The following is a 22,280-nucleotide window of genomic DNA, read 5'->3' on the forward strand; positions in this document are numbered from 1 at the left end:
GCGCCGGACGTCGTCGCTCAGGCAAACCCGTCGGTCGCGCGCACCAGCGCATCGACATTTTCCGGCTCGAATCCGGAATGGCCGGACGCCGCGCTGATCTGCAACTGCGCCTTCGGCCACACCTTGTGCAGGTCCCAGGCGCTTTGCAACGGGCACACCACATCGTAGCGACCGTGCACGATCACACCGGGGATGTCGGCGATGCGGTGCGCGTCGCGCAACAGCTGATCTTCGACTTCGAAGAAACCGCCGTTGACGAAGTAATGATTCTCGATGCGCGCAAACGCCAGGGCGAAGTGCGCGTCTTCATGCCCGGTGACGAAATCGGCGTCCACATGCAGGAAGCTGGTGGCACCTTCCCACACGCTCCATGCCTTGGCTGCGGCCAGACGGGTGGCTTCGTCGTCGCTGGTAAGGCGACGGTGGAAGGCGGAGATCAGATCGGCGCGTTCCACCACCGGAATCGCGTTGACGTAATGCTCCCAGGCGTCAGGAAACAGCCGGCTGGCGCCTTGCTGATAGAACCACTCCAGTTCGAAACGGCGCAGCAGGAAGATGCCGCGCAGCACCAGCTCGGTGACCTGCTGCGGATGGGTCTGCGCGTAGGCCAGCGCCAATGTCGAACCCCAGCTGCCGCCGAACACCTGCCAGCGCGCGATGCCCAGGTGTTCGCGCAGGCGCTCGATATCGGCGACTAGGTCCCAGGTGGTGTTGTCCACCAGATCGGCATGCGGGGTGGAACGGCCTGCGCCGCGCTGATCGAACAGCACGATGCGGTACTTGGCCGGGTCGTGGAAACGCCGCATCTTGTCGTTGCAACCGCCACCGGGGCCGCCGTGCAGCATCACCACCGGCTTGCCCTGCGGATTGCCGCACTGCTCGAAATACAGGGTGTGGCGGTCGTCGACCTGGAGGGTGCCGTGGTCGTACGGCGTGATCTCGGGATAGAGCGTGCGCATGCGTCGGTCCTGCGGGAAACCGCTAGTGTATCGGCACCCGGTCTGCACACGCGGGCGCCCCATGCAATCGAGGGCGACCGCTTCGTGGCCCGCCGCGCTAGCCCGCAGCGGGCGACCAGCGCCCCGCTGTCACCCGGTCACGCTGCTCCAGATCCTGATGCGTGGCCACCGCCTCGAAGCCACGCGCTTGCATCAGCCCGGCCACTACCGCGCCCTGGTCCCAGCCGTGTTCGAGCAGCAGCCAGCCGCCCGGCAGCAGATGCGCAGGGGCATCGGCGACGATCAGGCGGATGTCGTCCAGGCCATCGGGGCCGGAAGCCAGCGCACTGGCCGGCTCGTAGCGTAGATCGCCTTCACCCAGATGCGGGTCCTGCGTAGCGATATACGGCGGATTGCTAGCGATCAGATCAAAGCACTCTCCGGCCAGCGGCGCGAACCAGCTGCCTTGACGGCATTCGACATTGCGCAACCGGTGACTGTCGGCATTGCGCTGGGCAACCGCCAGCGCCGCCGCACTGGCGTCGGTGGCGATCACCTGTGCCTGCGGCCGCTCGCTGGCGATGGCCAACGCGATCGCACCACTGCCGGTGCCCAGATCGGCAGCGCGGCGGCCCGGCAGAGCATCCAGGCGCTCAAGTGCCAGCTCGACCAGCACCTCGGTGTCGGCGCGCGGGATCAGCGTGGCAGTGGAGACCGCCAGATCCAGCGTCCAGAACCCACGCCGGCCGGTCAGATACGCCACCGGTTCGCCGGCCTGGCGCCGCTGCACCAGCGCCTCGAACGCCTGCGCGACAGACGCCTCGACCGGATCGCGGCCATGCGCAAACAGCCAGGCGCGGTCGCGGCCCAGCGCGTGCAGCAGCAGCGGCTCGGCATCGCTGCGCTCGATCCGTTCGACTGCGCGCCGCAACAGCTGCTCGGCGGCAAGACCGGCTGGGTCCTCGCTCATACGGATCATTCACTCATGCGCAACATCGGCCGACCATTATCGGAGATGGAATCGGCCCCTGCAGCGGCAGACGCCGTCTGCAAACTCGATAGCCACAGCCTATCTATACAATTCCATCAATCGATTTGAGAAATCTATCGATCCTACCTACCATGGCGACTGTTCCATCCCCCGCCCCCTTCATCGCACGAGGAAACTCAATGTCTCTTATCAACACTCAGGTCCAGCCGTTCAAGGCGAATGCGTACCACAACGGCAACTTCATCGAAGTCACCGAGGCCAGCCTGAAGGGCAAGTGGTCGGTGCTGATCTTCATGCCGGCCGCCTTCACCTTCAATTGCCCGACCGAAGTGGAAGACGCCGCCGACAACTATGCCGCGTTCCAGAAGGCAGGCGCCGAGGTCTATATCGTCACCACCGATACGCACTTCTCGCACAAGGTGTGGCACGAAACCTCGCCGGCCGTGGGCAAGGCGCAGTTTCCGCTGATCGGCGACCCGACCCACAAGCTGACCCGTGCGTTCGGCGTGCACATCGAAGAAGAAGGCCTGGCCCTGCGCGGCACCTTCATCATCAATCCGGACGGCGTGATCAAGACCCTCGAAATCCACGACAACGCGATCGCCCGCGACGTCACCGAGACGCTGCGCAAGCTGACCGCTGCCCAGTTCGTCGCCAACAATCCCGGCCAGGTCTGCCCGGCCAAGTGGAAGGAAGGCGCCAAGACCCTGGCTCCGTCGCTGGACCTGGTCGGCAAGATCTAAACCGACTGACACCTCCGGCCTGTGGTTGAGGCCGGAGCATCTCCGGCCCAGCACTGGGCCGGGGGTGAACCGGAGCCGGTGCCGGGCTGCCCGCCAGCCATCGCCAGCACGCATTCCCGACATCGCGCCGGCTGCGGTTCATCCCCTCCTCCCCGGCGACCTGCCTCAGCGCAGCGACGCCACGCCCTCCCCTTGCCCATTCCCAGGAGTTCTCCATGTTGGATGCCAACCTCAAGACCCAGCTGACCGCCTACCTGGAACGGGTCACCCGTCCGATCCAGATCAATGCCTCGATCGACGAAAGCGCCGGCTCGCGCGAAATGCTCGACCTGCTCGAGGATCTGGTGCTGCTGTCGGACAAGATCAGCCTGGACATCCACCGCGATGACAACCAGCGCAAGCCCTCGTTCGCGCTGACCACGCCGGGCCAGGACATCTCGCTGCGCTTTGCCGGCCTGCCGATGGGCCACGAGTTCACCTCGCTGGTGCTGGCGCTGCTGCAGGTGGGCGGCCACCCGTCCAAGGCCGCCGCCGAGCTGATCGAGCAGGTGCAGCACCTGGATGGCGACTACCAGTTCGAAACCTATTTCTCGCTGTCGTGCCAGAACTGCCCGGACGTGGTGCAGGCGCTGAATCTTGCCGCCGTGCTCAACCCGCGCATCAAGCACGTGGCCATCGACGGCGCGTGGTTCCAGGACGAGGTCGAAACCCGCCAGATCATGTCGGTGCCTACCGTCTACTTGAACGGCGAGCTGTTCGACCAGGGCCGCATGACGCTGGAGCAGATCGTCGCCAAGCTCGACACCAATGCCGCAAAGCGCGACGCCGCCAAGATCGCGGCCAAGGACGCCTTCGATGTGCTGGTGGTCGGCGGTGGCCCGGCCGGCTCGGCAGCGGCCGTCTACGCCGCACGCAAGGGCATCCGTACCGGCGTGGCCGCCGAGCGCTTCGGTGGCCAGGTGCTGGACACCATGTCGATCGAAAACTTCATCTCGGTGCCGGAAACCGAAGGCCCGAAGATGGCCGCCGCGCTCGAGCAGCATGTGCGCCAGTACGACGTGGACATCATGAACCTGCAGCGCGCCGAGCAGCTGGTTCCGGCCGGTGCCGATGGCCTGATCGAGATCAAGCTGGCCAACGGCGCCTCGCTCAAGAGCAAGACCGTGATCCTGTCCACCGGCGCGCGCTGGAGGCAGATGAACGTGCCGGGCGAAGACCAGTACAAGAACAAGGGCGTGGCCTATTGCCCGCATTGCGATGGCCCGCTGTTCAAGGGCAAGCGCGTGGCGGTGATCGGCGGCGGCAATTCGGGCGTCGAGGCCGCGATCGATCTGGCCGGTATCGTGGCGCATGTCACGCTGGTGGAATTCGACGACAAGCTGCGCGCCGACGAAGTGCTGCAACGCAAGCTGCGCAGCCTGCACAACGTGCGCATCATCACCAGCGCGCAGACCACCGAAGTGCTGGGCGATGGCCAGAAGGTCACCGGCCTGGTCTACAGGGACCGCACCGGCGGCGACATCCAGCACGTGGATCTGGAAGGCGTGTTCGTGCAGATCGGCCTGCTGCCCAACACCGAATTCCTCAAGGGATCGGTTGCGTTGTCGCCGCGCGGCGAGATCATCGTCGACGACCGTGGCCAGACCAATGTTCCGGGCGTGTTCGCTGCCGGCGACGCCACCACGGTGCCGTACAAGCAGATCGTGATCGCGATGGGCGAAGGTTCCAAGGCTGCGTTGAGCGCGTTCGATTACCTGATCCGCTCCAGTGCACCGGTCAGCGCCGACAACGTCGCCCAGGCAGCATAAGAGCACGCAAGCCAGCGCCCGGCCAGCCCGGGCGCTAAGCTCCAGTCGTACCCCGTCACCGCAATGAGGGCTGCTGCACATGAACCTGCGTGACCTGAAATATCTGGTCGCCCTGGCCGACCACAAGCATTTCGGCCGTGCTGCGACGGCCTGCTTCGTCAGTCAGCCGACGCTGTCCACACAGATCAAGAAACTCGAAGACGAGCTCGGCGTGCCGCTGGTGGAACGTGCGCCGCGCAAGGTGATGCTGACCCCTGCCGGCCGCGAGGCAGCGATGCGCGCACGCGGCATCGTGGCCGAAGTGGAACAGATGAAGGAAGCGGCGCGGCGCAGCCAGGATCCGGAAGCGGGCACCGTGCGGCTGGGCATCTTTCCCACCCTGGCGCCGTATCTGTTGCCACATGTGGTCCCGCGGATCCGCGAGCGATTTCCGCGTCTGGAACTGCTGCTGATCGAGGAAAAAAGCGATCAGCTGGTGCACCAGCTGCGCGAAGGCCGCCTGGATGCGGCGCTGCTCGCGCTGCCGTTGCAGGATGAGCAGCTGCATGCCGAATTCCTGTTCGAAGAACCCTTCGTGCTGGCCGTTCCGGAAGGCCATCCGCTGTCGCGCTATGACAGCATGACGCTGGACGATCTGTCCGAGCAGCGGCTGTTGCTGCTGGAAGATGGCCACTGCCTGCGCGAACAGGCGCTGGATGTCTGCCATCTTGCCGGTGCCCTGGAAAAATCCGAATTCCAGGCCACCAGCCTGGAGACGCTGCGCCAGATGGTGGCTGCCAACGTCGGCGTGACCTTGCTGCCGCTGCTGGCGGTCAAACCGCCGGTCGCCCGCTCGGAGAACATCCGCCTGATCCGCTTCCGCGAAGACAAGCAGCCCAGCCGCCGTATCGCCATGGCCTGGCGCCGCAGTTCGGCCATGACCGCGTTCCTGGAGCAACTGGCGCAGTTGTTCAAGGAGTTGCCGGAGAGCCTATTTACGCTGGACCAGCCGGCGACCGGCCCTAAGGCAGTTGCGGCCTGAGGAATCGGGAATCGGGAATCGGGAATCGCAAGATCGTTGCATGGCTGCGGTTGCTTGGCGTCATGTTTTTCCACCTGTTCTCGGACAGAAGCGACGCGCAAGCGTCGTTTTTTGTTTGGTGGGTGGTTATGACGCGATGTATCTGGAAGCACATGGCGGTTGCGGCGTCATTGGCACGTGGTGGACTCCCACGAGGCACTTCAAGTCAGTCGCTGGGTGATGGCAGATGGCACGCACCTGGGCGCTGCAACGCTGCCTGCCTGATGCGCTGGCCACGGCCCGTTACTTGCGGTGCCACGCCTGCCATACCCGACAGCTGCCGTGCGCTGCGCCATCTCGCCATGCATTGCGATCGGGCAATGGCGCCCTCATCTGGTGAGTGACGCTTGCCATGTTGGCGAGCCGTAGTCGTCAAGGAGATTGTCATGACTTCGCAGCACCACAGCGGCTTGCCGCCGTCCATCCTGGTTTCCAGCCACGACCTCGCCCGGCTTGAGGCCTTGCTCGATTCCCCCGCATTCAACAAGCACCCGGCTGCCACCGCGCTGAGTGACGAACTGGGCCGTGCACGCGTCGTGCCGCCCGACCAGATTCCCGGCGATGTCGTCACCATGCACTCCCGCATCGATTGCGAAGATGCGCTGCATGGCGAACGACATACGCTCACCCTTGTGTATCCGCACGAGGCCGATGTGCAGCAGGGCCGCATCTCGGTGCTGGCACCGGTCGGCAGCGCGCTGCTCGGGCTGTCGGTCGGTCAGAGCATCGACTGGCGCACCCCCGATGGGCGCGACCTGCGTCTGCGCGTGAGCGCCGTACATGATCAACATGCACTGGGCGACGCCTGACTTCCCACGCCAGGCGCGCTACCGTAGCGCGCTGTGTCCTATCCACGACCCGTTCCACGATTCGAGAGAACCCGCATGACTGCATCTGCCTCCAAGCTTGCCCAGTTGCGTGACCTGTCCGTCGTCGTTGCCGACACCGGCGACTACGACGCCATCAAACGTCTGAAGCCGGTCGACTGCACCACCAATCCCACGCTGGTCAAGAAAGCATTGGACCTGCCGGTGTATGCCGATCTGATCGAGCGCGAGCTGGCCTGGGGCCGCGAGCACGGCGGCGAAGACCGCGCCAGCACCGTCAACGAAGTGGCCGACCGCCTCACCGTCGGCTTGGGCGTCAAGCTGGCCGAATTGGTGCCCGGCCGCGTCTCCACCGAGGTCGATGCCGACCTGGCACACGACACCGAGGCGACCGTCGCCAAGGCGCGCAAGTTCATCGCGATGTATGCCGAGCGTGGCGTGTCCAAGGACAAGATCCTGATCAAGATCGCGGCCACCTGGGAAGGCATTGAAGCCGCGCGTCAGCTGCAGCGCGAAGGCATCGACTGCAATCTGACCCTGATCTTCAACCGCTCGCAGGCGCTGGCCTGTGCGGAAGCCGGCGTGTTCCTGATCTCGCCGTTCGTCGGCCGGATCCTGGATTACTACGTCGCCCAGGGACAGACCCCGGCCAGCATCGACGAGGACCCGGGTGTGGTGTTCGTGCGCACGGTCTACAACGCGTTCAAACAGCGTGGCTCGTCCACCGTGGTGATGGGCGCCTCGTTCCGCTCCACCGCGCAGATCGAAGCCCTGGCCGGTTGCGACCGCCTGACCATCTCGCCGGAGCTGTTGGAAAAGCTCGACGCCGAACACGGCGAGCTGCCGCGCAAGCTCTCGCCTGCGCAGCCCGACAATGCGCAGATCGTCCCGATCGACAGCGACGGCTTCGCCACCGATCTGGCAGCCGACCCGATGGCCACCGAAAAGCTGGCCAGCGGCATCGACGCCTTTGCCAAGGATCTGCAGGCACTGCGCAAGACCATCACCGACAAGCTCGCCGGCTGATTGCAACGCCGCGGGTCGCAATACCAACGCCTGCAGCCTGATGGCTGTGGGCGTTTTGGTTCTTGCAGTCTGGCTGCACAGCACGCCGCAGCCATGACGCGTAAGGCAACACTGGCCTGCGACGCTGGCGTTGGAAACTGCGGCTGCCGGCCTGGGCTACCGTACTTTCTGGGCACCGCTGAGCTGGCGGGCGCATTGACGCCTGCGCAGCCGCCACTGAGCTGGCATGCGCGCGTCTTGGCCTGATCAGTGCGCGGATCGATGTGGCTCTGCACACGTCGCTTACACCCGCGCACCCCGCACTGCCTAGAATCCGGGTTCCTCAACTGGCGTAGCGGACAATGGCAAACATTGCAGTGGTGATGGTCGACGGCGTGGCCGATTGGGAAATTGGCGTTGTCCTGCCGGCGGCGCGCGAATGGTTCGGCGACCAGGTCGCCATCGCCAGCATCGACGGTCAGCCGGTGCAGTCGATCGGCGGGCTGCGCATCACCCCGGATTTCGCCCTCTCCGATCTGGCGCCGCTGGACGCCGATCTATGGATCCTGCCTGGCAGCGAGCGTTGGCAGGCCGGCGAAATCCCCGGCCTGAGCGGCCTGCTGGTCGAGCGCGTGCAGCACCAGCGTCCGGTCGCGGCGATCTGCGGTGCCACCATCGCCCTGGCCTATGCCGGCCTGCTCGACCAGCGCGCGCATACCAGCAACGCGCTGGCCTTCCTGCAGGAACACGTGGTGCCGTACGCCGGTGCCGCGCAATACCGGCACGAAAAGGTGGTGACCGCCGATGGCGTGATCACCGCACCCGGCACAAGCCCGGTCGGCTTCGCGCTTGCCTGCATGCGACTGCTGCATCCCGAACGCACCGACATGCTGGCCCAGCTGCGCGGCATGTTCGCCGGAGAGTTCGTCTGACCCAGCGGTTCAGGCACGCCTGGCGCACTGGCTGCACTGACTGGACGCACTGAGTCGCCGCACCGATCCATTGCACCGACTGGCTGTAGGGATTGACCGCAATGATCCGCTGGGCCAGTTCGCCTCTCAGCCACACGGGGCGGTGCTGGCGCGTCTTGCGCACGCGGCAAAAAAAGATGGCGACGTCGTTTCCGACGTTGCCCTTCACCTTGCCCGGCATGCACTCCCATGCGCTGCCCGATCGTGATGACGCTACCGGCCACTGTCAGCCACCGGCGCGCCGCCACGATCACGTGGATGGCAGCGCTTCAATCCGGCCTGCCTTTCCGTCAGGCATCCAGCCCGATCGGGCAGCTCACTCCCGTTCCGCCAAGCCCGCAGTAGCCATTGGGATGCTTGGCCAGATATTGCTGGTGGTCGTCTTCGGCGTAATAGAACGTGGGCGCCGGGAAACGGATCTCTGTGGTGATCGCGCCGTACCCGGCTGCGTCCAGTTGCTGCTGGTACGCATCGCGGCTGGCAAGCGCGGCGTCGTACTGCGCCTGCGTGGTGCAATAGATCGCCGAGCGGTATTGGGTGCCGACGTCGTTGCCCTGCTGCATGCCCTGGGTGGGGTCGTGGCTTTCCCAGAACGTGCGCAGCAACTGTGCGAACGACACCGACGCTTCGTCGTACACCACCAACACCGCCTCGGTGTGGCCGGTCTGCCCGGAACACACTTCGCCGTAAGTCGCATTGGGTGTTTCGCCGCCGGCGTAACCCACCGCCGTGGTGTACACCCCTGGCAGGTTCCAGAACTTGCGTTCTGCGCCCCAGAAACAGCCGAGCCCGAACTGTACCTGGGCCAGGCCGGAGAACTCCCCGCGTAACGGGTGGCCGTTGATCAGGTGGGTGTTGTGGAGCGGCAGTGCTTGCTCGCGTCCGGGTAACGCCTCGCCCGGACGTGGCATGCGTTGTTTGAAAGCGCCGATTCCCAGCATGGTGCAACTCCGCAGGTGTGAGGATTGCCTGCTGGATGGCGCCGGCCGTGGCGGCTTTCAAGCCACCTCGGCCAATACGGCATTACTTCCTGGTCCAAGCTCAACATCGAAACCAAGCGACCCCAACAATGTTGCCGGCTGGCATATACTCGAATATGCTGATCGGCCTAGAGCTAGCCCATGCAAACCCTCACCGATACTGGCGATTGGCGTCCGGCGTCACCACACCAGGCATCCGACAGCGCGCACTGGCAGGCGCTGTGCGAAGCCGCGGTGGCGCTGCGCCAGGCACGGACGCCGGAGCAGGCCTGTGATGCGGTGCTGGGCCGGGTGCTGCTCCTGCTGGGTCTGGAACATGGCGCGGTGCTGGCACAACGCGGGCCACGCGCGCAGGTGCTGGCCAGCCGCGGCCACGCATTGCCCTCCGGAGCCAGCGTAGCCGGCGACAGCCATGAAGCGGCCTGGCTGATGCCAACGCGCCCGGCCGATACCTGCGAGGCCAAGGTGCCGATCCATGCGCTGGGCAGCACTCTCGGCATGCTGTGCGTGGCCTGGAACGACAACCGTCCCGTCCCAGGTAACGATGATGTCCAGGCGTTGCAGGCCTTCGCCCTGCTGCTGCCGGCGATGGTGGCCGAACCGGCAAAACCGCCTGCCACGCGTCGGCGCAAGCCGATCCAGGACGACCGCCTTGGCGCGCTCAGCAAACGCGAGAAACAGGTGTTGTCACTGCTGCCGCGTGGCCTGACCAATGCCACGCTCGCAGCTGAACTGGGGATTTCTCCGGGCACGGTCAAGGTGCATGTGGAACGCATCCTGCAGAAGCTTGAGGTGAAAGATCGCACCCAGGCCGCGGTCTACGCGGTCCAGGCCGGACTGGCGCCATGAAGGCATTGGCGGTGCACCGCAACGATTGGCCGACCATCGGCAGGAGCCTGGCGGCGCTGCCCCTGACCTGCTGCCGCTGGCGGCCGGGTTGATCGCGATCTGCAGCGTGGAGCGGCGGAATATCGCCGCCGACAGCTGCAGCACCGCCAGGGTGGCGCCAGTGGCGATGTGATGCGTGCTGTCTCGAGCAATTCCCTCATAGGAGCGCGCCTGGGCACGACGGGCATTTCCAGGAGCGCCTCATCGCGTCCAGGTGCGTTCCTACGACAGGCACTGCCCTGGCGTCTGGCCGCTACAGCGCGCGGGTGACCTCGCCGCACAGGCCGATGTCCGCCAACACCGCCTGCGCCTGGCTCAGGTGCAGGTCGGCCACGCAGACCTGCAGCACGCCGAAGGCAGGCAGTTCCCCGGCACCACCCAATAGCGACTCGCCGAACACGAATGCAGTGATGCCGGCATCTTCCAGTGCGTGCTTGGCCAGGTGTGCGTCGATGATGTGGCTGGCGCGGTACGCGATCTGCATGTCAGCCACGCTCCAGGCGTTCGCGCTCGGCGTCCTGCTTCCACTCGCGCAGTGCCGGCAGCGCATCCAGTGCGGCCAGGTAATCGCCGGCAGCCTCGAACAACGGCACGCCGTAGCTGGCAAAACGCAGCGCGACCGGGGCGAACATCGCATCGACGATGCCGAAGTCGCCGCACAGGAACTGCCCGCCATGGCCGTGCTCGGCGCGCAGGCTGGCCCACAGCGCCTGGATGCGGGCGATGTCGCGCTCGGCAGCCGCGTCCCAGCGCGCCGGGCCAGGCGTGCGGCCCAGATTCATCGGCAGCTGGGTGCGCAAGTCAACGAAGCCCGAATGCATTTCCGCCGCCGCCGCGCGTGCCTGCGCGCGCACGGACGGCCCGGCCGGCCAACCGCGGCCATCCAGCCAGCGTTCGTTGACGTATTCGCAGATCGCCAGCGAGTCCCAGACATGCAAGGCGTCGTCCCACAGCACCGGCACCTGCCGGGTCGGCGAATAACCGGCGATGCGGGCCTGGAATTGCGGCGTATCCAGCGGCAGCGCGATCTCTTCGAACGGCACATGGAAATGTCGCAGCAGCAGCCACGGGCGCAGCGACCAGGAAGACCGGGTCTTATCGCCGATCACCAGGCGGGGCAAAGGCATGCGTGGGGAACTCCGAAGGATCGCCGCAGCGTACGCGCCGTCGGCGGTGCCGGCCAGCCCGGCATGCCGCCTGCCAATGGCGCCCGTCCCGCGTGCAGTCAGCAGATGCAGGCCCCGGTAGTGCGGCGCTTGCACGCGGGACCAGCGCGCACGGGCGACGCTCGCTGTCCGCGCCCGACACGCCGCCTACCCCTAACCCGTGCCACCGCCTAAACTTGCGGTTTACCTATTGCTGATGCACGCATGTCCCAGACCCTAGCCACCGACGCCACCGCCCCGGCGGAGAAGAAAGACTTCATCCGCCAGATCGTCCGCGAGGATCTGGCCAGCGGCAAGCACACGGTCATCCGCACCCGCTTCCCGCCCGAGCCCAACGGCTATCTGCATATCGGCCACGCCAAGGCGATCTGCCTGGATTTCGGCCTGGCCTCCGAATTCGGCGGGCTGTGCAATCTGCGCCTGGACGACACCAACCCGGCCAAGGAAGACCCCGAGTTCGTGGTCGCCATCCAGGACGACGTGCGCTGGCTGGGGTTCGAGTGGGCGCAGCTGCGCCACGCATCGGATTATTTCCAGGTGTATTACCTGGCCGCGGAAAAACTGATCCGCGATGGCCATGCCTTCGTCTGCGACCTGTCCGCCGAGCAGGTGCGCGAGTACCGCGGCACGCTGACCGAGCCCGGCCGCAATTCGCCCTTCCGCGAGCGCAGCGTCGCCGAAAACCTGGACCTGTTCCGGCGCATGCGTGCCGGCGAGTTCCCCGATGGCGCGCGCACGCTGCGCGCCAGGATCGACATGGCCAGCGGCAACATCAACCTGCGCGACCCGGCGCTGTACCGCATCAAGCATGTCGAGCACCAGAATACCGGCAACGCGTGGCCGATCTACCCGATGTACGACTTCGCGCATTCGCTGGGCGACGCGGTGGAAGGCATCACCCATTCGCTGTGCACGCTGGAATTCGAAGATCACCGCCCGCTCTACGACTGGTGCGTGGACAAGGTGGACCTGGCCGCGCATCCGGAGCTGCTGCAGCCGCTGCTGGACCAGGGCCTGCCGCGCGAGGCCGCCAAACCGCGCCAGATCGAGTTCTCGCGCCTGAACATCAACTACACGGTGATGAGCAAGCGCAAGCTCACCGCGCTGGTGGAAGAACGGCTGGTGGATGGCTGGGACGACCCGCGCATGTACACGCTGCAGGGCCTGCGCCGGCGCGGCTATACGCCGGCGGCGATGCGCCTGTTCGTGGATCGGGTGGGGATCAGCAAGCAGAACTCGCTGATCGATTTCTCGGTGTTGGAAGGCTGTCTGCGCGAGGATCTGGATGCGGCCGCGGCGCGCCGCATGGCGGTGATCGACCCGCTCAAGCTGGTGCTGACCAATCTGCCCGAAGGCCACAGCGAGACGCTGAGCTTCTCCAACCATCCCAAGGACGAATCCTTCGGCACGCGCGAGGTGCCGTTCGCGCGCGAGCTGTGGATCGAGCGCGAGGATTTTGCCGAAGTCCCGCCCAAGGGCTGGAAGCGTCTGGTGCCCGGTGGCGAGATCCGCCTGCGCGGCGCCGGCATTGCGCGCGTGGACGAGGTGATCAAGAACGACGCCGGCGAGATCGTCGAGCTGCGTGGCTGGCTGGATCCGGAATCGCGTCCGGGCATGGAAGGCGCCAACCGCAAGGTCAAGGGCACCATCCATTGGGTCAGCGCCGCGCATGCGGTGGAAGCGGAAATCCGCCTGTACGACCGCCTGTTCTCGGTGGAGAAGCCCGATGACGAATCCGAGGGCAAGACCTACCGCGATCATCTCAACCCCGAGTCCAAGCGCAGCGTGCGCGGCTATGTGGAGCCGAGCGCGGCACAGGCCGCGCCCGAGCAGTCGTTCCAGTTCGAGCGCACCGGCTACTTCGTTGCCGATCGCCGCGACCATAGCGCCGCCACGCCGGTGTTCAACCGCAGCGTAACCCTGCGCGACACCTGGGCCAAGTGAACCGGGCCTGCGCCGGATGCCAGCCCTCCGGTGCAGATACGACGGCAGGCAGCCGTAGCGAGGCCCGGCCTGCGACGATCGGCGCGCTGATGGATGCTTGTCACTGCGGGATGCAGCAAGAGTGACGCTGCTTCAGAGCGGTGTCTTCTGAGTTAATGAACAAGCGCAATGGAGCTGCGTGCCGCACTTCATTGCATGCTGCGTGGCAGGTAAGGAGCAGCACGATGCGTGAGCGCTTGATGGTGGGTGTTGCCTGTGGCATCGGTGCAGGCGCGTTATGGGGACTGGTGTTTCTGGCGCCGCAATTGCTGGCGGCGTTTACGCCGTTGCAACTGGCCGTCGCCCGTTATCTGTCGTATGGGGCGGTCGCGGCGCTGGTGCTGGCACCGCGCGCGCGCCAGACCGCTGCACGGCTCGGACGCGCCGAATGGTGGGCGCTGCTGCGTCTGAGCCTGCTGGGCAACCTGATCTATTACGTGCTGCTCGGCAGCGCGGTGCAGTGGGCGGGCAGCGCGGCAACCGCGCTGATCATCGGCCTGTTGCCGGTGGTGGTCACCGTGATCGGCACGCGTGCCGCAGGCGCGGTGCAACTGCGACGCCTGGCTGCGCCATGCGTCGTGTGCGTCATCGGCGTGGCGCTGGTCGCCGTGGACACCGTGCAACACGATGCCGGTCACCACGCCAGCGATCGCGCCACCCGCATCGCCGGCCTGCTCTGTGCATTCGGTGCGCTGGCGTCGTGGTCGGCCTACTCCATCGGCAATGCGCGCTGGCTGCGGCGGCGCCCGGACCTGTCCGGTGGCGATTGGTCGCTGCTGACCGGCGTCGTCACCGGCGCATTGTCGCTGTTGCTGGCGCCGGTCGCAGTGATCGGCAGCGCGCCACATGCGCCGATCGACTGGGCCAGTTTCTGGGGCATTTCGCTGCTGCTGGGCATCCTGGCCTCGGTGATCGGCAACGCGTTGTGGAACCGGGCCAGCCGCGTGCTGCCGCTGACCCTGGTTGGCCAGATGATCGTGTTCGAAACGATCTTTGCGTTGCTGTACGGCTTTGCCTGGGAAATGCGCCTGCCCACGCCGTTGGAGCTGGCCGCCATCGCCTGCCTGCTGGTCGGCGTGCTGTGGTGCGCAGCACTGCATGCAAAAGCGGAATGACGCCGGCACCTGATGCACGCACCAACCTGGATTGCAGGCTGTGGCCGTCAGGAGCGCCGCCATATGCGCTGCAGGCGTATTTCAATCACATGCCGCGCCCTGGCCAGCGCCAACCGCAGCAACGCGCGCGGGATACTGCCCCCGCGCGTTTGCGCAGTTGATCCAGCGCTCGCCGCATTGCGCACATCCGGGGCTTACCATGGCCGCTTACCTGTCCCGATCGGAGCGGCCGCATGTCCCGTCTTTTGTCCCGGTGTCTGAGCACGCTGTTGCTGCTGGCCTGTGGTGTGTCGATCGGCTGCGTGGCCGCACCACCGGCCGATACGGCCACGCCGACTCCGGCGACCAACGCGGCCAGCGGCCCGGCAACCGGCAAACCGGTCACCGTGACGACCACTTGCCGCACCGACGCCGATTGCACGGTGAAGAACGTCGGCAACTGCTGCGGCGCATTCCCGGCCTGCGTCAACGTCGACAGTGCCACCGACCCCAAGGGCGTGATGGCGCAGTGCCAGGCCAGCGGCATGATGAGCGTGTGCGGCTTCCGCGAGATCAGCGCCTGCCAGTGCGTGGCCGGGCAATGTGCCGCAAAGGACGCCCAGGCCGATACACTGCGCCCCGCTCCCCCCTCTACGGAAATGGTCCACTGATGCTTTACGCGCAAGTCCACCTCACGCTGCCCGACTGGATCCACGCGCATGTCGACGACAGCCGCGCCTATCCCAGCGACGAGGACAAGGTGGCGCTGGCAATCGAACTGTCGCGGATGAATGTGCAAGAGCGCAGCGGCGGCCCGTTCGGTGCGGTCGTGTTCGGCCCGGACCACCGCATCATCGCCGCGGCGGTGAACCGCGTGGTGCCGCAGACCACCTCGCTGGCGCATGCCGAAAACATGGCCTACATGCTCGCGCAGCAGCGCCTGCAGACGCCGCGTCTGAACGATGTGCTGTCGCCGGTGACGCTGGCCACCTCGGCGCAGCCGTGCTGCCAGTGCTACGGCGCCACGGTGTGGGCCGGCATCGACCGCCTGCTGATCGGCGCACGCGCCGAAGACGTGATGGCGCTGACCGAATTCGACGAAGGCCCGCTGCCTGCCGACTGGGTGGGCGAGCTCACCCGCCGCGGCATCGAGGTGGTGCGCGACGTGCATCGCGACCAGGCCTGCGCGGTGCTGCGCAACTATGGCGAGGGCGGCGGTGACCATTATTGAGCTGCCCCGCAGCGGTCGCGCACGCCGGGCACCGCGATGAGCGGCCTGCTGTGTTACTGCCGCCAGGGCTTCGAGCCGGAGCTGGCCGCCGAGTTGAGCGCGCGCGCCGCATTCGTCGGCATCGCCGGCTATGCGCGTACCCAGCGCAACGACGGCTATGTGCTGTTCGTCTGCGATGAGGCCGCACAACTGGCCACCAAGCTGCACTGGCGCGAGCTGATCTTCGCGCGGCAGAAGCTGGTGGTGGTCGCCGAACTCAAGGGCATCGACCCGAAGGACCGCATCACGCCGATCCTGGCCGCACTGGAAGGCCAGCCGCGTTTCGGCGATCTGTGGGTGGAGCACCCGGATTCGGACGCAGGCAAGCCGCTGGCAGGGCTGGCGCGCAGCTTCGGCAATGCCTTACGCCCGGCCTTGCGCAAGGCCGGCCTGCTCACCGACAAGCCGCAGCCGCGCCTGGCACGGCTGCATATCTGTTTTCTCGATGGCGACCACGCCTTGCTGGCGGTGGCCGACAGTGCCGACAGCGCGCCCTGGCCTCTGGGCATTCCACGTTTGAAGCTGTTGCCGGAGGCGCCATCGCGCTCGGCGCTGAAGCTCGACGAAGCCCTGCTCACCCTGCTCGCACCGGAGGAACGCGAAGCGCTGGTCAAACCCGGCATGCGCGCCGCCGACCTGGGCGCGGCTCCCGGCGGCTGGACCTGGGTGCTCACCCGCCAGCACCTGCATGTCACCAGCGTCGACAACGGCCCGCTACGCGAGCATGTGCTGGAGACCGGCCTGGTCGAGCATCTGCGCGCCGACGGCTTTCATTGGAAGCCTGCGCAGGCGCTGGACTGGATGGTCTGCGACATGGTAGAGCAACCGCGCCGCGTGGCCGAACGCATGGCCACCTGGATCCGCGAAGGCTGGTGCCGCAACACCATCTTCAACCTCAAGCTGCCGATGAAAAAGCGCTGGGACGAGACCCGCCTGTGCCTGGACCTGTTCGAGCAGCAGGCCGAGAAATCGCTGATCGTGCGTGCCAAGCAGCTGTATCACGATCGTGAGGAGATCACGGTGCTGGCGATGCGGGGTTAGGAGCTGGGATTCGGGATTGGGGAATCGGGAGTCGTAAAAGCGGGGGATTGGTGGCGTTGTTGCTGTGGGTGCTGGCGGGTATCGCGTGAGTTGGTGTGGTGATTCACCTGCGCCAGTCGCGCTGATGGCAGTCCGGTGTGATTGCTGGGCAGCCGCTTTCGGTGCTGGACTGCAGGGCCTGTGGGGACTTCATCGTGGCAGGCTGGTGCGTGCCAGCCTGCTCGCCTGGCTCAGGCGGGCCTGCTCCATCGATTGACGGAGCGAGGCGCGATCACAGCACGATCCGCTTGCTGCCCTCCCGGGCCGAGCGATAGATCGCATCGACGATGCGGATGTCGCGCAGGCCTTCTTCGCCGGGCGCACGCAGCGGAGTGCCGTTGATGATGGCCAGCGCGTCCTCGTCCATCTGCAATGCCTGCTGGTGCGGCACCTTGGCGTCGAACACGCGCCCGTCGCTGGCCTTGCCGGTCACGCCCTGGTAGCTCTGAAACGGCGACAACTCGTACCAGCCGCGCTCGCATTCGGCGCGCAGCACATTCATGTTGTTCCCGAAGCTGGTCTTGCACTGTGCACGCACCGCGTTCGGGAATTCCAGGGTGAAGTCCATATGCTCGTCGACTTCGTCGAACAATTCGGGACGATCGGTCCAGCGCTTGGCGGTCACGGCCAGCGGCTCGCTGCCCACCGTGTAGCGCGCGGCATTGAGCGGATACACGCCCATGTCGTACATCGCCCCGCCGCCGAACTGGGAGCGCAAGCGCCACGGACGATCGGCCTTGGTCGCATCGTGATAGCCGTTGTAGCCGGCCTCGGCGCGCACACGCTGCATCGCGCCGAACGGCTTGTCGCTGGCCATCGCGATCAGGCGACGCGTGTTGGGTTCGTGCTGCATGCGGTAACCGATCGTCAGCGCCACCTTGTTGCGCTTGCACGCCGCGATCATCGCCTCGCATTCGCCGGCATGCATCGCCATCGGCTTCTCGCACCAGACGTGCTTGCCGGCCGCCGCCGCGCGCAGGGTCAGCGGCGCATGTAGATGGGTCGGCGTGACGATGTACACCACGTCGATGTCGTCGTTGTCGGCGATCCGGTCGAAGTTCTCGTAGTTGTAGATGTTGCGATCGGCGATGCCGTACTTGGCCTGCCACTGCGGAATCTTCGCGGGCGTGCCGGTGACGATGCCGGCCAGCCGGCAATGCTTGGTCAATGCCAGGCCCGGCGCGAGCTGTTCGCTGGCATAGCTGCCCAGGCCGGCCAATGCCACGTTGAGCGGTTTGCCCGGCTTTTTCTTCGGCAATGCCCAGCCGGGTGCAGCAAGCAGGACGCCTGCACCGCCGAATGCGGCGAGCAAACGACGACGTGTGATCGATTCCACGGACATGCAAACCTCCTTGGCAAGATTGAGAGCGGCTGACACCGTCGCGTGCGGTCGTCAGCGATGACGACGACAGCACTCGCACCGGAGTGTCAGTGGACACGTGCCGCACCGCGGCCCATTCGCACTGCCCGCAGATGGGCGCAGTGCTGCTGTTGGTCGCTCGTCGGCCAATGCTGCCCGGGCACCTTACTTGATCGTGCGTGATTACCGCCATGGCCGCTGCGCACGTTCTGGCACACTGGCAACGATCCCATCCGGAGCACGCCGCATGACCGCCATCGCCCGCCGCCGTTTCCTGCCATTGGCGCTACTGTTGTCCAGCTCGCTTGCGGTCGCTGCCGATGCGCCGTTCGTTGCGCGCGACCTGATCGGCGATGGCGCCTTCACCCACAATGCCGAGGGTCCTGCGGCCGGACCGGATGGCGCGCTTTACGCGGTGAATCTGGGCAAGGACGGCACCATCGCGCGCATTGCCCTGCACGCCGATGGCAGCGCCAAGGCAGAGGTCTTCGTGACCTTGCCCGACGGCAGCACCGGCAATGGCATCCGCTTCCGCGACGGGACGATGTACGTGGCCGATTACACCGGCCACAAGATCCTGCAGGTGAACCTGCAGACGCGCGCGGTCAGCACCTTCGCCTCGCTGCCCGACGCCGACGGCCCCAACGATCTGGCGATTGCGCCCGATGGCAGCGTCTATGCAAGCGATCCGAACTGGAAAGACAACAGCGGCCGCCTGTGGCACATCAGCCGCGAGGGCGTCGTCGCGTTGATGGAATCGGGCATGACCACGCCCAACGGGCTGGACGTCAGCCCCGACGGCAAGCATCTCTACGTCAACGAAAGCGTGTCGCGCAAGGTGTGGGTCTACGACCGCCTCGATGGCGGCCTGCGCAACAAGCGCCTGCTGATCAGCTTCCCCGACTTCGGCATGGATGGCATGCGTTGCGATGCCGACGGCAATCTCTATATCGCCCGCTACGATGCCGGGCAGATCGCGGTGGTCTCGCCGCAGGGCAAGTTGCTGCGCACGGTCGTGTTGAAGGGCCGCAAGGCCAGCAACGTCGCCTTCGGCGGCACCGATGGCAAACAGGTGTTCGTGACCTTGCAGGATCGTGGCGCAGTTGAAACGTTCAGGTCCGATCGCCCGGGCCGCGAAACCGGACACTGAAACTGCTGCGCGCGTCGCAACGGTTCTCAGGTCGCGCAACAGCGCCCTGGCATCCTGCAGGTCACCCGTGGAGGACTCCCCATGCAACCGATCGAACTCAAGGACGCGGCGGCCTTCGGCAACGAATTCCTGCGCCTGACCCTGCTGCAGGGATTCCAATCGCTGACCAAGCGCGATCTGGAATTGCTGATCTTCGTGCTGCTCGAACGCGACGGCGCTATCTCGCGCAACAGCTCCAACGCGATGGTCGCGCTGCAACTGCGGGTGACCTCGGCCAAGGTCAAGGCGTTGCGTCGCGACGGCTATGCGCGCTGGCGCTCGCTGGTGCCCGAGGAAGGCGACGCGGCGATGCAGCGTATCGTCGCCAACGTGCTCACCGAAGACAATCTGCGCTCCGGTGCCAAGCACGTCAGCGAACGCAGCCGCAAGGAAGGCTTTCTGGCGGTGCGCATCGAACACCCGGACGACGCGCAGCAATTCGAACAGGCCATCCTGGATGTCGGAGCCTTGCCGGTGTACGAGCGCAATCGCGAAGTGGTCGCGGTGCGCTTCGACACGCTGCTGAAAGTCGCCGAACGCTGGGGCTATCTGCAGCCGGACCCGCAGGCCACCGTGCGCCAATTGCAAAAGCTCACGCCAACCGCCGAGGAAGTGGCGGACCTGCTGAAGAAGGACATCGCGCAGGTGCGCTGGGACGATGTACGGCGCGCGCTCAACAGCCTTGGCGCCAAGGCCGTGGCCAGCACTGCCGAGGGCGGTCTGAAGGGCTTGTTGAAGATCGTGTTTCCGTTCATCCCCGGCTGAGCTGCCGTACCGGGTGCAATGTGCGAGGTTGCGGTGCGGCCATGGGTTCCGGCTCCGGTCGCGGTTGGCCGATGGCGCATCGCGCACGCCGCACAGACCGCCGGCCTGGGCATACGCAGGCACTGTCGCCATACGGCGAGCACGCGGTGCACGCACCTCAAGACGCCCGACAGCCTCTATGCTTGCGGGCTGTTCCACGTCAGGGGGATCTGATGACCACCATGCGTACCGTTTCGTTTTCCGTGTTGCTGCTGCTCGGCGGCCACGCGCTCGCGCAACAGGCGCCGACGCCGGCCAGCAGCATGCCGCTGATCGATGTGCCCAATGTGATTCGCACCCAGCCGCTGTCCAGCGGCGAGGTCACCCATCAGGCCCAGCTGGAGCGTCCACGCGGCGAATCCAGCGTGATCGTGCGCTCGATCCAGCCCAACAGCGTGGTCGGCAGCTACCGCATCGACTTCCAGGCCTTGGATACCGACGGCGACGGCAACATCAGTCGCGCCGAGGCACAGGCCAACCCGGCACTGGCAGATGAATTCGATGCGCTCGACACACGGCACAGCGGACACCTGAGCCGCGAACAGCTGAGCGGCTGGTTGATCCGGTAAATCATCCGGCAGCACCGCAGACAAGTCCTGCGCGCCCGCGCTACACAGGCGCGCAGAGCCCTCTGCTTGCGACCGCCACGACCTCTTGCAGTGCCCGCTTCGGTCGGCTAGATTGTATTTAACGGATACAATTTGGATGGCTTGATGAGCGCTCGCCTGACCCTTGCCGCAGACCTTGGCTATCAATTGCAACTGGCGACCCTGGCCTCCAGCCACGCCGCGCGCCAGGAACTGGCCGAACTGCATCTGACCCCGGCGCGCGTCACCGCCTTGATCCACATTCGCGACCAGCCCGGCTGCGACCAGACCGAACTGGGCAACCGCCTGCTGGTCAATCGCGCTGCCGGCATGAAGATCGCCAACGCACTGGCCGAGCAGGGCCTGATCGAACGCCTGGCCGGCCGCGACCGGCGCAGCAAGGGCCTGTACCTCACCCCGCTTGGCGAGCGCACGCTCGGCACCGCCCAGGGCTGTCTGGCGCGGGCGGTCGCGCGTACCTGCACCGGCCTGCAGGCCAGCGAGCAGCAGACCTTGCTGCGCCTGCTCTGCAAGTTGAACGCCAGCGCCGCGCTGGAACGGGCCGGAGTGCCGGACACCGCGCTCGCCGACGCACTGTGATTTCCACTCTGTACCCACTCGAAGGAGACGCCGCTTGAACGAGCATGACGTGGTATCGGTCCGCATCGAACACCGCATTGCCTGGGTAAAGTTTGCACGCCCCGACAAACGCAACGCGATGAGCCCGGCGCTCAACCGCCGCATGATGGACGTGCTGGACGAGCTGGAATTCGACGACAACGTCGGCGTGCTGGTGCTCGGTGGCGAAGGCACCGCCTGGTCGGCCGGCATGGATCTGAAGGAATATTTCCGCGAAACCGAAGCCCAGGGCCTGCGCGGCGTGCGTCGCTCGCAGCGCGAATCCTACGGCTGGTTCCGCCGCCTGCGCTGGTACCAGAAGCCCACCATCGCGATGGTCAACGGCTGGTGTTTCGGCGGCGGCTTCGGGCCGTTGTTCGCCTGCGATCTGGCGATCGCCGCCGACGAGGCGCAGTTCGGCCTGTCGGAAATCAACTGGGGCATCCTGCCCGGCGGCGGCGTCACCAAGGTCGCGGTGGAGCTGCTGTCGATGCGCGATGCGATGTGGATGACGCTGACGGGCGAAATGGTGGACGGCAAGAAGGCCGCCGAATGGCGCCTGGTCAACGAAAGCGTGCCGCTGGAACGGCTGGAGGCGCGCACCCGCGAGGTGGCCGAGCTGCTGCTCAAAAAGAACCCGGTTGCGCTGAAATACGCAAAGGATGCGGTGCGTCGGGTCGGCACCATGACCTACGACGAAGCCGAAGATTATCTAGTGCGCATGCAGGAGGCGGCCAATTCGTTCGACAACAACGCCCGCAAGGAAGGCATCCGCCAGTTCATCGACGAGAAGAGCTACAAGCCCGGCCTGGGCGCATACGATCTGACCAAGACCAGCGCCTGAGCGGGTCCTACGGTGCCTGAAACGATGCGTGCACCACGCGCATCGCTGGCGCTGCCCGTGGTTTTCTGCACCGA

Annotated in this window: 23 protein-coding genes; 17 read left to right on the top strand and 6 right to left on the bottom strand. The window is 66.0% G+C overall.

What is annotated here, in order from left to right:
* Nucleotides 1–17: 17 nt before the first annotated feature.
* Both pip and prmC read right to left on the bottom strand, forming a co-directional pair.
* Nucleotides 18–959, bottom strand: coding sequence for a prolyl aminopeptidase (pip, locus tag XarjCFBP7645_RS17150; RefSeq protein WP_104538445.1), 942 nt, complete (start codon nt 957–959; stop codon nt 18–20).
* A 97-nt stretch (nt 960–1,056) separates the two neighbouring features.
* Entirely contained in the window at nt 1,057–1,908 is an 852-nt protein-coding gene (prmC, locus tag XarjCFBP7645_RS17155; protein WP_104538446.1) for a peptide chain release factor N(5)-glutamine methyltransferase, read from the bottom strand.
* Nucleotides 1,909–2,108: 200 nt separating this feature from the next.
* On the opposite strand from prmC, the gene ahpC reads away from it, so the two are divergent.
* The 6 genes from ahpC to XarjCFBP7645_RS17185 all read left to right on the top strand — a co-directional run bounded on the left by ahpC (nt 2,109) and on the right by XarjCFBP7645_RS17185 (nt 8,304).
* On the top strand, nt 2,109–2,672 hold the full coding sequence (ahpC, locus tag XarjCFBP7645_RS17160; RefSeq protein WP_016900725.1) for an alkyl hydroperoxide reductase subunit C: 564 nt from the start codon (nt 2,109–2,111) through the stop codon (nt 2,670–2,672).
* A gap of 215 nt (nt 2,673–2,887) precedes the next feature.
* A complete protein-coding gene (gene ahpF / locus XarjCFBP7645_RS17165; protein WP_104538447.1) occupies nt 2,888–4,480 on the top strand; it encodes an alkyl hydroperoxide reductase subunit F in 1,593 nt (530 codons plus the stop codon).
* Between the two features lie 79 nt (nt 4,481–4,559).
* Nucleotides 4,560–5,501 (top strand): LysR substrate-binding domain-containing protein, encoded by a 942-nt coding sequence (locus XarjCFBP7645_RS17170; RefSeq protein WP_104538448.1) that lies wholly within the window; start codon nt 4,560–4,562, stop codon nt 5,499–5,501.
* A 425-nt stretch (nt 5,502–5,926) separates the two neighbouring features.
* Nucleotides 5,927–6,349 carry a nucleoside diphosphate kinase regulator gene (gene rnk / locus XarjCFBP7645_RS17175; RefSeq protein ID WP_104538449.1) on the top strand — a complete coding sequence of 141 codons (423 nt, stop codon included), beginning with the start codon at nt 5,927–5,929 and terminating at the stop codon, nt 6,347–6,349.
* A 75-nt stretch (nt 6,350–6,424) separates the two neighbouring features.
* Entirely contained in the window at nt 6,425–7,393 is a 969-nt protein-coding gene (gene tal / locus XarjCFBP7645_RS17180) for a transaldolase (RefSeq protein ID WP_104538450.1), read from the top strand.
* A 341-nt stretch (nt 7,394–7,734) separates the two neighbouring features.
* Nucleotides 7,735–8,304, top strand: a complete 570-nt coding sequence (locus tag XarjCFBP7645_RS17185) for a type 1 glutamine amidotransferase family protein (RefSeq protein ID WP_016900730.1) — start codon at nt 7,735–7,737, stop codon at nt 8,302–8,304.
* A gap of 329 nt (nt 8,305–8,633) precedes the next feature.
* Here XarjCFBP7645_RS17185 and msrA read toward each other — a convergent pair whose 3' ends face one another.
* Complete coding sequence (gene msrA, locus XarjCFBP7645_RS17190; protein ID WP_104538451.1) at nt 8,634–9,284, bottom strand: peptide-methionine (S)-S-oxide reductase MsrA; 651 nt, start codon at nt 9,282–9,284, stop codon at nt 8,634–8,636.
* 180 nt (nt 9,285–9,464) lie between these two features.
* Between msrA and XarjCFBP7645_RS17195 the strand changes: the two genes are divergently transcribed.
* Complete coding sequence (locus tag XarjCFBP7645_RS17195; RefSeq protein ID WP_104538452.1) at nt 9,465–10,172, top strand: helix-turn-helix transcriptional regulator; 708 nt, start codon at nt 9,465–9,467, stop codon at nt 10,170–10,172.
* A 292-nt stretch (nt 10,173–10,464) separates the two neighbouring features.
* Here the strand turns inward: XarjCFBP7645_RS17195 and XarjCFBP7645_RS17200 are convergent, their stop codons facing one another.
* Nucleotides 10,465–10,695 carry a DUF2007 domain-containing protein gene (locus tag XarjCFBP7645_RS17200; protein ID WP_039409981.1) on the bottom strand — a complete coding sequence of 77 codons (231 nt, stop codon included), beginning with the start codon at nt 10,693–10,695 and terminating at the stop codon, nt 10,465–10,467.
* 1 nt (nt 10,696) lies between these two features.
* Nucleotides 10,697–11,338: a glutathione S-transferase family protein gene (locus XarjCFBP7645_RS17205; RefSeq protein WP_104538839.1), complete on the bottom strand. Its 642-nt coding sequence runs from the start codon at nt 11,336–11,338 to the stop codon at nt 10,697–10,699.
* 243 nt (nt 11,339–11,581) lie between these two features.
* Here XarjCFBP7645_RS17205 and XarjCFBP7645_RS17210 point away from each other — a divergent pair, with 243 nt between their 5' ends.
* The 5 genes from XarjCFBP7645_RS17210 (at nt 11,582) to rlmM (ending at nt 16,765) form a co-directional block, all read left to right on the top strand.
* A complete protein-coding gene (locus tag XarjCFBP7645_RS17210) occupies nt 11,582–13,321 on the top strand; it encodes a glutamine--tRNA ligase/YqeY domain fusion protein (protein ID WP_104538453.1) in 1,740 nt (579 codons plus the stop codon).
* A gap of 224 nt (nt 13,322–13,545) precedes the next feature.
* Nucleotides 13,546–14,475: a DMT family transporter gene (locus tag XarjCFBP7645_RS17215; protein WP_104538454.1), complete on the top strand. Its 930-nt coding sequence runs from the start codon at nt 13,546–13,548 to the stop codon at nt 14,473–14,475.
* 233 nt (nt 14,476–14,708) lie between these two features.
* Nucleotides 14,709–15,125 (top strand): hypothetical protein, encoded by a 417-nt coding sequence (locus XarjCFBP7645_RS17220; RefSeq protein WP_104538455.1) that lies wholly within the window; start codon nt 14,709–14,711, stop codon nt 15,123–15,125.
* Nucleotides 15,125–15,685: a nucleoside deaminase gene (locus XarjCFBP7645_RS17225; protein WP_024938261.1), complete on the top strand. Its 561-nt coding sequence runs from the start codon at nt 15,125–15,127 to the stop codon at nt 15,683–15,685. The genes XarjCFBP7645_RS17220 and XarjCFBP7645_RS17225 overlap by 1 nt, the downstream gene beginning before the upstream one ends.
* A 36-nt stretch (nt 15,686–15,721) precedes the next feature.
* Complete coding sequence (rlmM, locus tag XarjCFBP7645_RS17230) at nt 15,722–16,765, top strand: 23S rRNA (cytidine(2498)-2'-O)-methyltransferase RlmM (protein WP_104538456.1); 1,044 nt, start codon at nt 15,722–15,724, stop codon at nt 16,763–16,765.
* A gap of 271 nt (nt 16,766–17,036) precedes the next feature.
* Here the strand turns inward: rlmM and XarjCFBP7645_RS17235 are convergent, their stop codons facing one another.
* Nucleotides 17,037–18,146 carry a Gfo/Idh/MocA family protein gene (locus XarjCFBP7645_RS17235; protein WP_104538457.1) on the bottom strand — a complete coding sequence of 370 codons (1,110 nt, stop codon included), beginning with the start codon at nt 18,144–18,146 and terminating at the stop codon, nt 17,037–17,039.
* 265 nt (nt 18,147–18,411) lie between these two features.
* On the opposite strand from XarjCFBP7645_RS17235, the gene XarjCFBP7645_RS17240 reads away from it, so the two are divergent.
* From XarjCFBP7645_RS17240 to XarjCFBP7645_RS17260, 5 genes are all read left to right on the top strand, one after another.
* Entirely contained in the window at nt 18,412–19,314 is a 903-nt protein-coding gene (locus XarjCFBP7645_RS17240) for an SMP-30/gluconolactonase/LRE family protein (protein WP_104538458.1), read from the top strand.
* An 81-nt stretch (nt 19,315–19,395) separates the two neighbouring features.
* Entirely contained in the window at nt 19,396–20,118 is a 723-nt protein-coding gene (locus XarjCFBP7645_RS17245; RefSeq protein ID WP_104538459.1) for a hypothetical protein, read from the top strand.
* Between the two features lie 212 nt (nt 20,119–20,330).
* Nucleotides 20,331–20,726, top strand: coding sequence for a hypothetical protein (locus XarjCFBP7645_RS17250; RefSeq protein WP_104538460.1), 396 nt, complete (start codon nt 20,331–20,333; stop codon nt 20,724–20,726).
* 144 nt (nt 20,727–20,870) lie between these two features.
* Entirely contained in the window at nt 20,871–21,344 is a 474-nt protein-coding gene (locus XarjCFBP7645_RS17255) for a MarR family winged helix-turn-helix transcriptional regulator (RefSeq protein ID WP_104538840.1), read from the top strand.
* A 34-nt stretch (nt 21,345–21,378) separates the two neighbouring features.
* Complete coding sequence (locus XarjCFBP7645_RS17260; RefSeq protein ID WP_104538461.1) at nt 21,379–22,206, top strand: p-hydroxycinnamoyl CoA hydratase/lyase; 828 nt, start codon at nt 21,379–21,381, stop codon at nt 22,204–22,206.
* Nucleotides 22,207–22,280 lie beyond the last annotated feature (74 nt).

The organism is Xanthomonas arboricola (genome assembly GCF_002940665.1).
GTDB classification, from domain to species: Bacteria; Pseudomonadota; Gammaproteobacteria; order Xanthomonadales; family Xanthomonadaceae; genus Xanthomonas; species Xanthomonas arboricola_B.

Bases quoted from the DNA above. Each gene is read 5' to 3' on its own strand.
- pip (WP_104538445.1), bottom strand. From the start codon at position 959: ATGCGCACGCTCTATCCCGAGATCACGCCGTACGACCACGGCACCCTC.
- prmC (WP_104538446.1), bottom strand. From the start codon at position 1,908: ATGAGCGAGGACCCAGCCGGTCTTGCCGCCGAGCAGCTGTTGCGGCGC.
- ahpC (WP_016900725.1), top strand. From the start codon at position 2,109: ATGTCTCTTATCAACACTCAGGTCCAGCCGTTCAAGGCGAATGCGTAC.
- ahpF (WP_104538447.1), top strand. From the start codon at position 2,888: ATGTTGGATGCCAACCTCAAGACCCAGCTGACCGCCTACCTGGAACGG.
- XarjCFBP7645_RS17170 (WP_104538448.1), top strand. From the start codon at position 4,560: ATGAACCTGCGTGACCTGAAATATCTGGTCGCCCTGGCCGACCACAAG.
- rnk (WP_104538449.1), top strand. From the start codon at position 5,927: ATGACTTCGCAGCACCACAGCGGCTTGCCGCCGTCCATCCTGGTTTCC.
- tal (WP_104538450.1), top strand. From the start codon at position 6,425: ATGACTGCATCTGCCTCCAAGCTTGCCCAGTTGCGTGACCTGTCCGTC.
- XarjCFBP7645_RS17185 (WP_016900730.1), top strand. From the start codon at position 7,735: ATGGCAAACATTGCAGTGGTGATGGTCGACGGCGTGGCCGATTGGGAA.
- msrA (WP_104538451.1), bottom strand. From the start codon at position 9,284: ATGCTGGGAATCGGCGCTTTCAAACAACGCATGCCACGTCCGGGCGAG.
- XarjCFBP7645_RS17195 (WP_104538452.1), top strand. From the start codon at position 9,465: ATGCAAACCCTCACCGATACTGGCGATTGGCGTCCGGCGTCACCACAC.
- XarjCFBP7645_RS17200 (WP_039409981.1), bottom strand. From the start codon at position 10,695: ATGCAGATCGCGTACCGCGCCAGCCACATCATCGACGCACACCTGGCC.
- XarjCFBP7645_RS17205 (WP_104538839.1), bottom strand. From the start codon at position 11,338: ATGCCTTTGCCCCGCCTGGTGATCGGCGATAAGACCCGGTCTTCCTGG.
- XarjCFBP7645_RS17210 (WP_104538453.1), top strand. From the start codon at position 11,582: ATGTCCCAGACCCTAGCCACCGACGCCACCGCCCCGGCGGAGAAGAAA.
- XarjCFBP7645_RS17215 (WP_104538454.1), top strand. From the start codon at position 13,546: ATGCGTGAGCGCTTGATGGTGGGTGTTGCCTGTGGCATCGGTGCAGGC.
- XarjCFBP7645_RS17220 (WP_104538455.1), top strand. From the start codon at position 14,709: ATGTCCCGTCTTTTGTCCCGGTGTCTGAGCACGCTGTTGCTGCTGGCC.
- XarjCFBP7645_RS17225 (WP_024938261.1), top strand. From the start codon at position 15,125: ATGCTTTACGCGCAAGTCCACCTCACGCTGCCCGACTGGATCCACGCG.
- rlmM (WP_104538456.1), top strand. From the start codon at position 15,722: ATGAGCGGCCTGCTGTGTTACTGCCGCCAGGGCTTCGAGCCGGAGCTG.
- XarjCFBP7645_RS17235 (WP_104538457.1), bottom strand. From the start codon at position 18,146: ATGTCCGTGGAATCGATCACACGTCGTCGTTTGCTCGCCGCATTCGGC.
- XarjCFBP7645_RS17240 (WP_104538458.1), top strand. From the start codon at position 18,412: ATGACCGCCATCGCCCGCCGCCGTTTCCTGCCATTGGCGCTACTGTTG.
- XarjCFBP7645_RS17245 (WP_104538459.1), top strand. From the start codon at position 19,396: ATGCAACCGATCGAACTCAAGGACGCGGCGGCCTTCGGCAACGAATTC.
- XarjCFBP7645_RS17250 (WP_104538460.1), top strand. From the start codon at position 20,331: ATGACCACCATGCGTACCGTTTCGTTTTCCGTGTTGCTGCTGCTCGGC.
- XarjCFBP7645_RS17255 (WP_104538840.1), top strand. From the start codon at position 20,871: ATGAGCGCTCGCCTGACCCTTGCCGCAGACCTTGGCTATCAATTGCAA.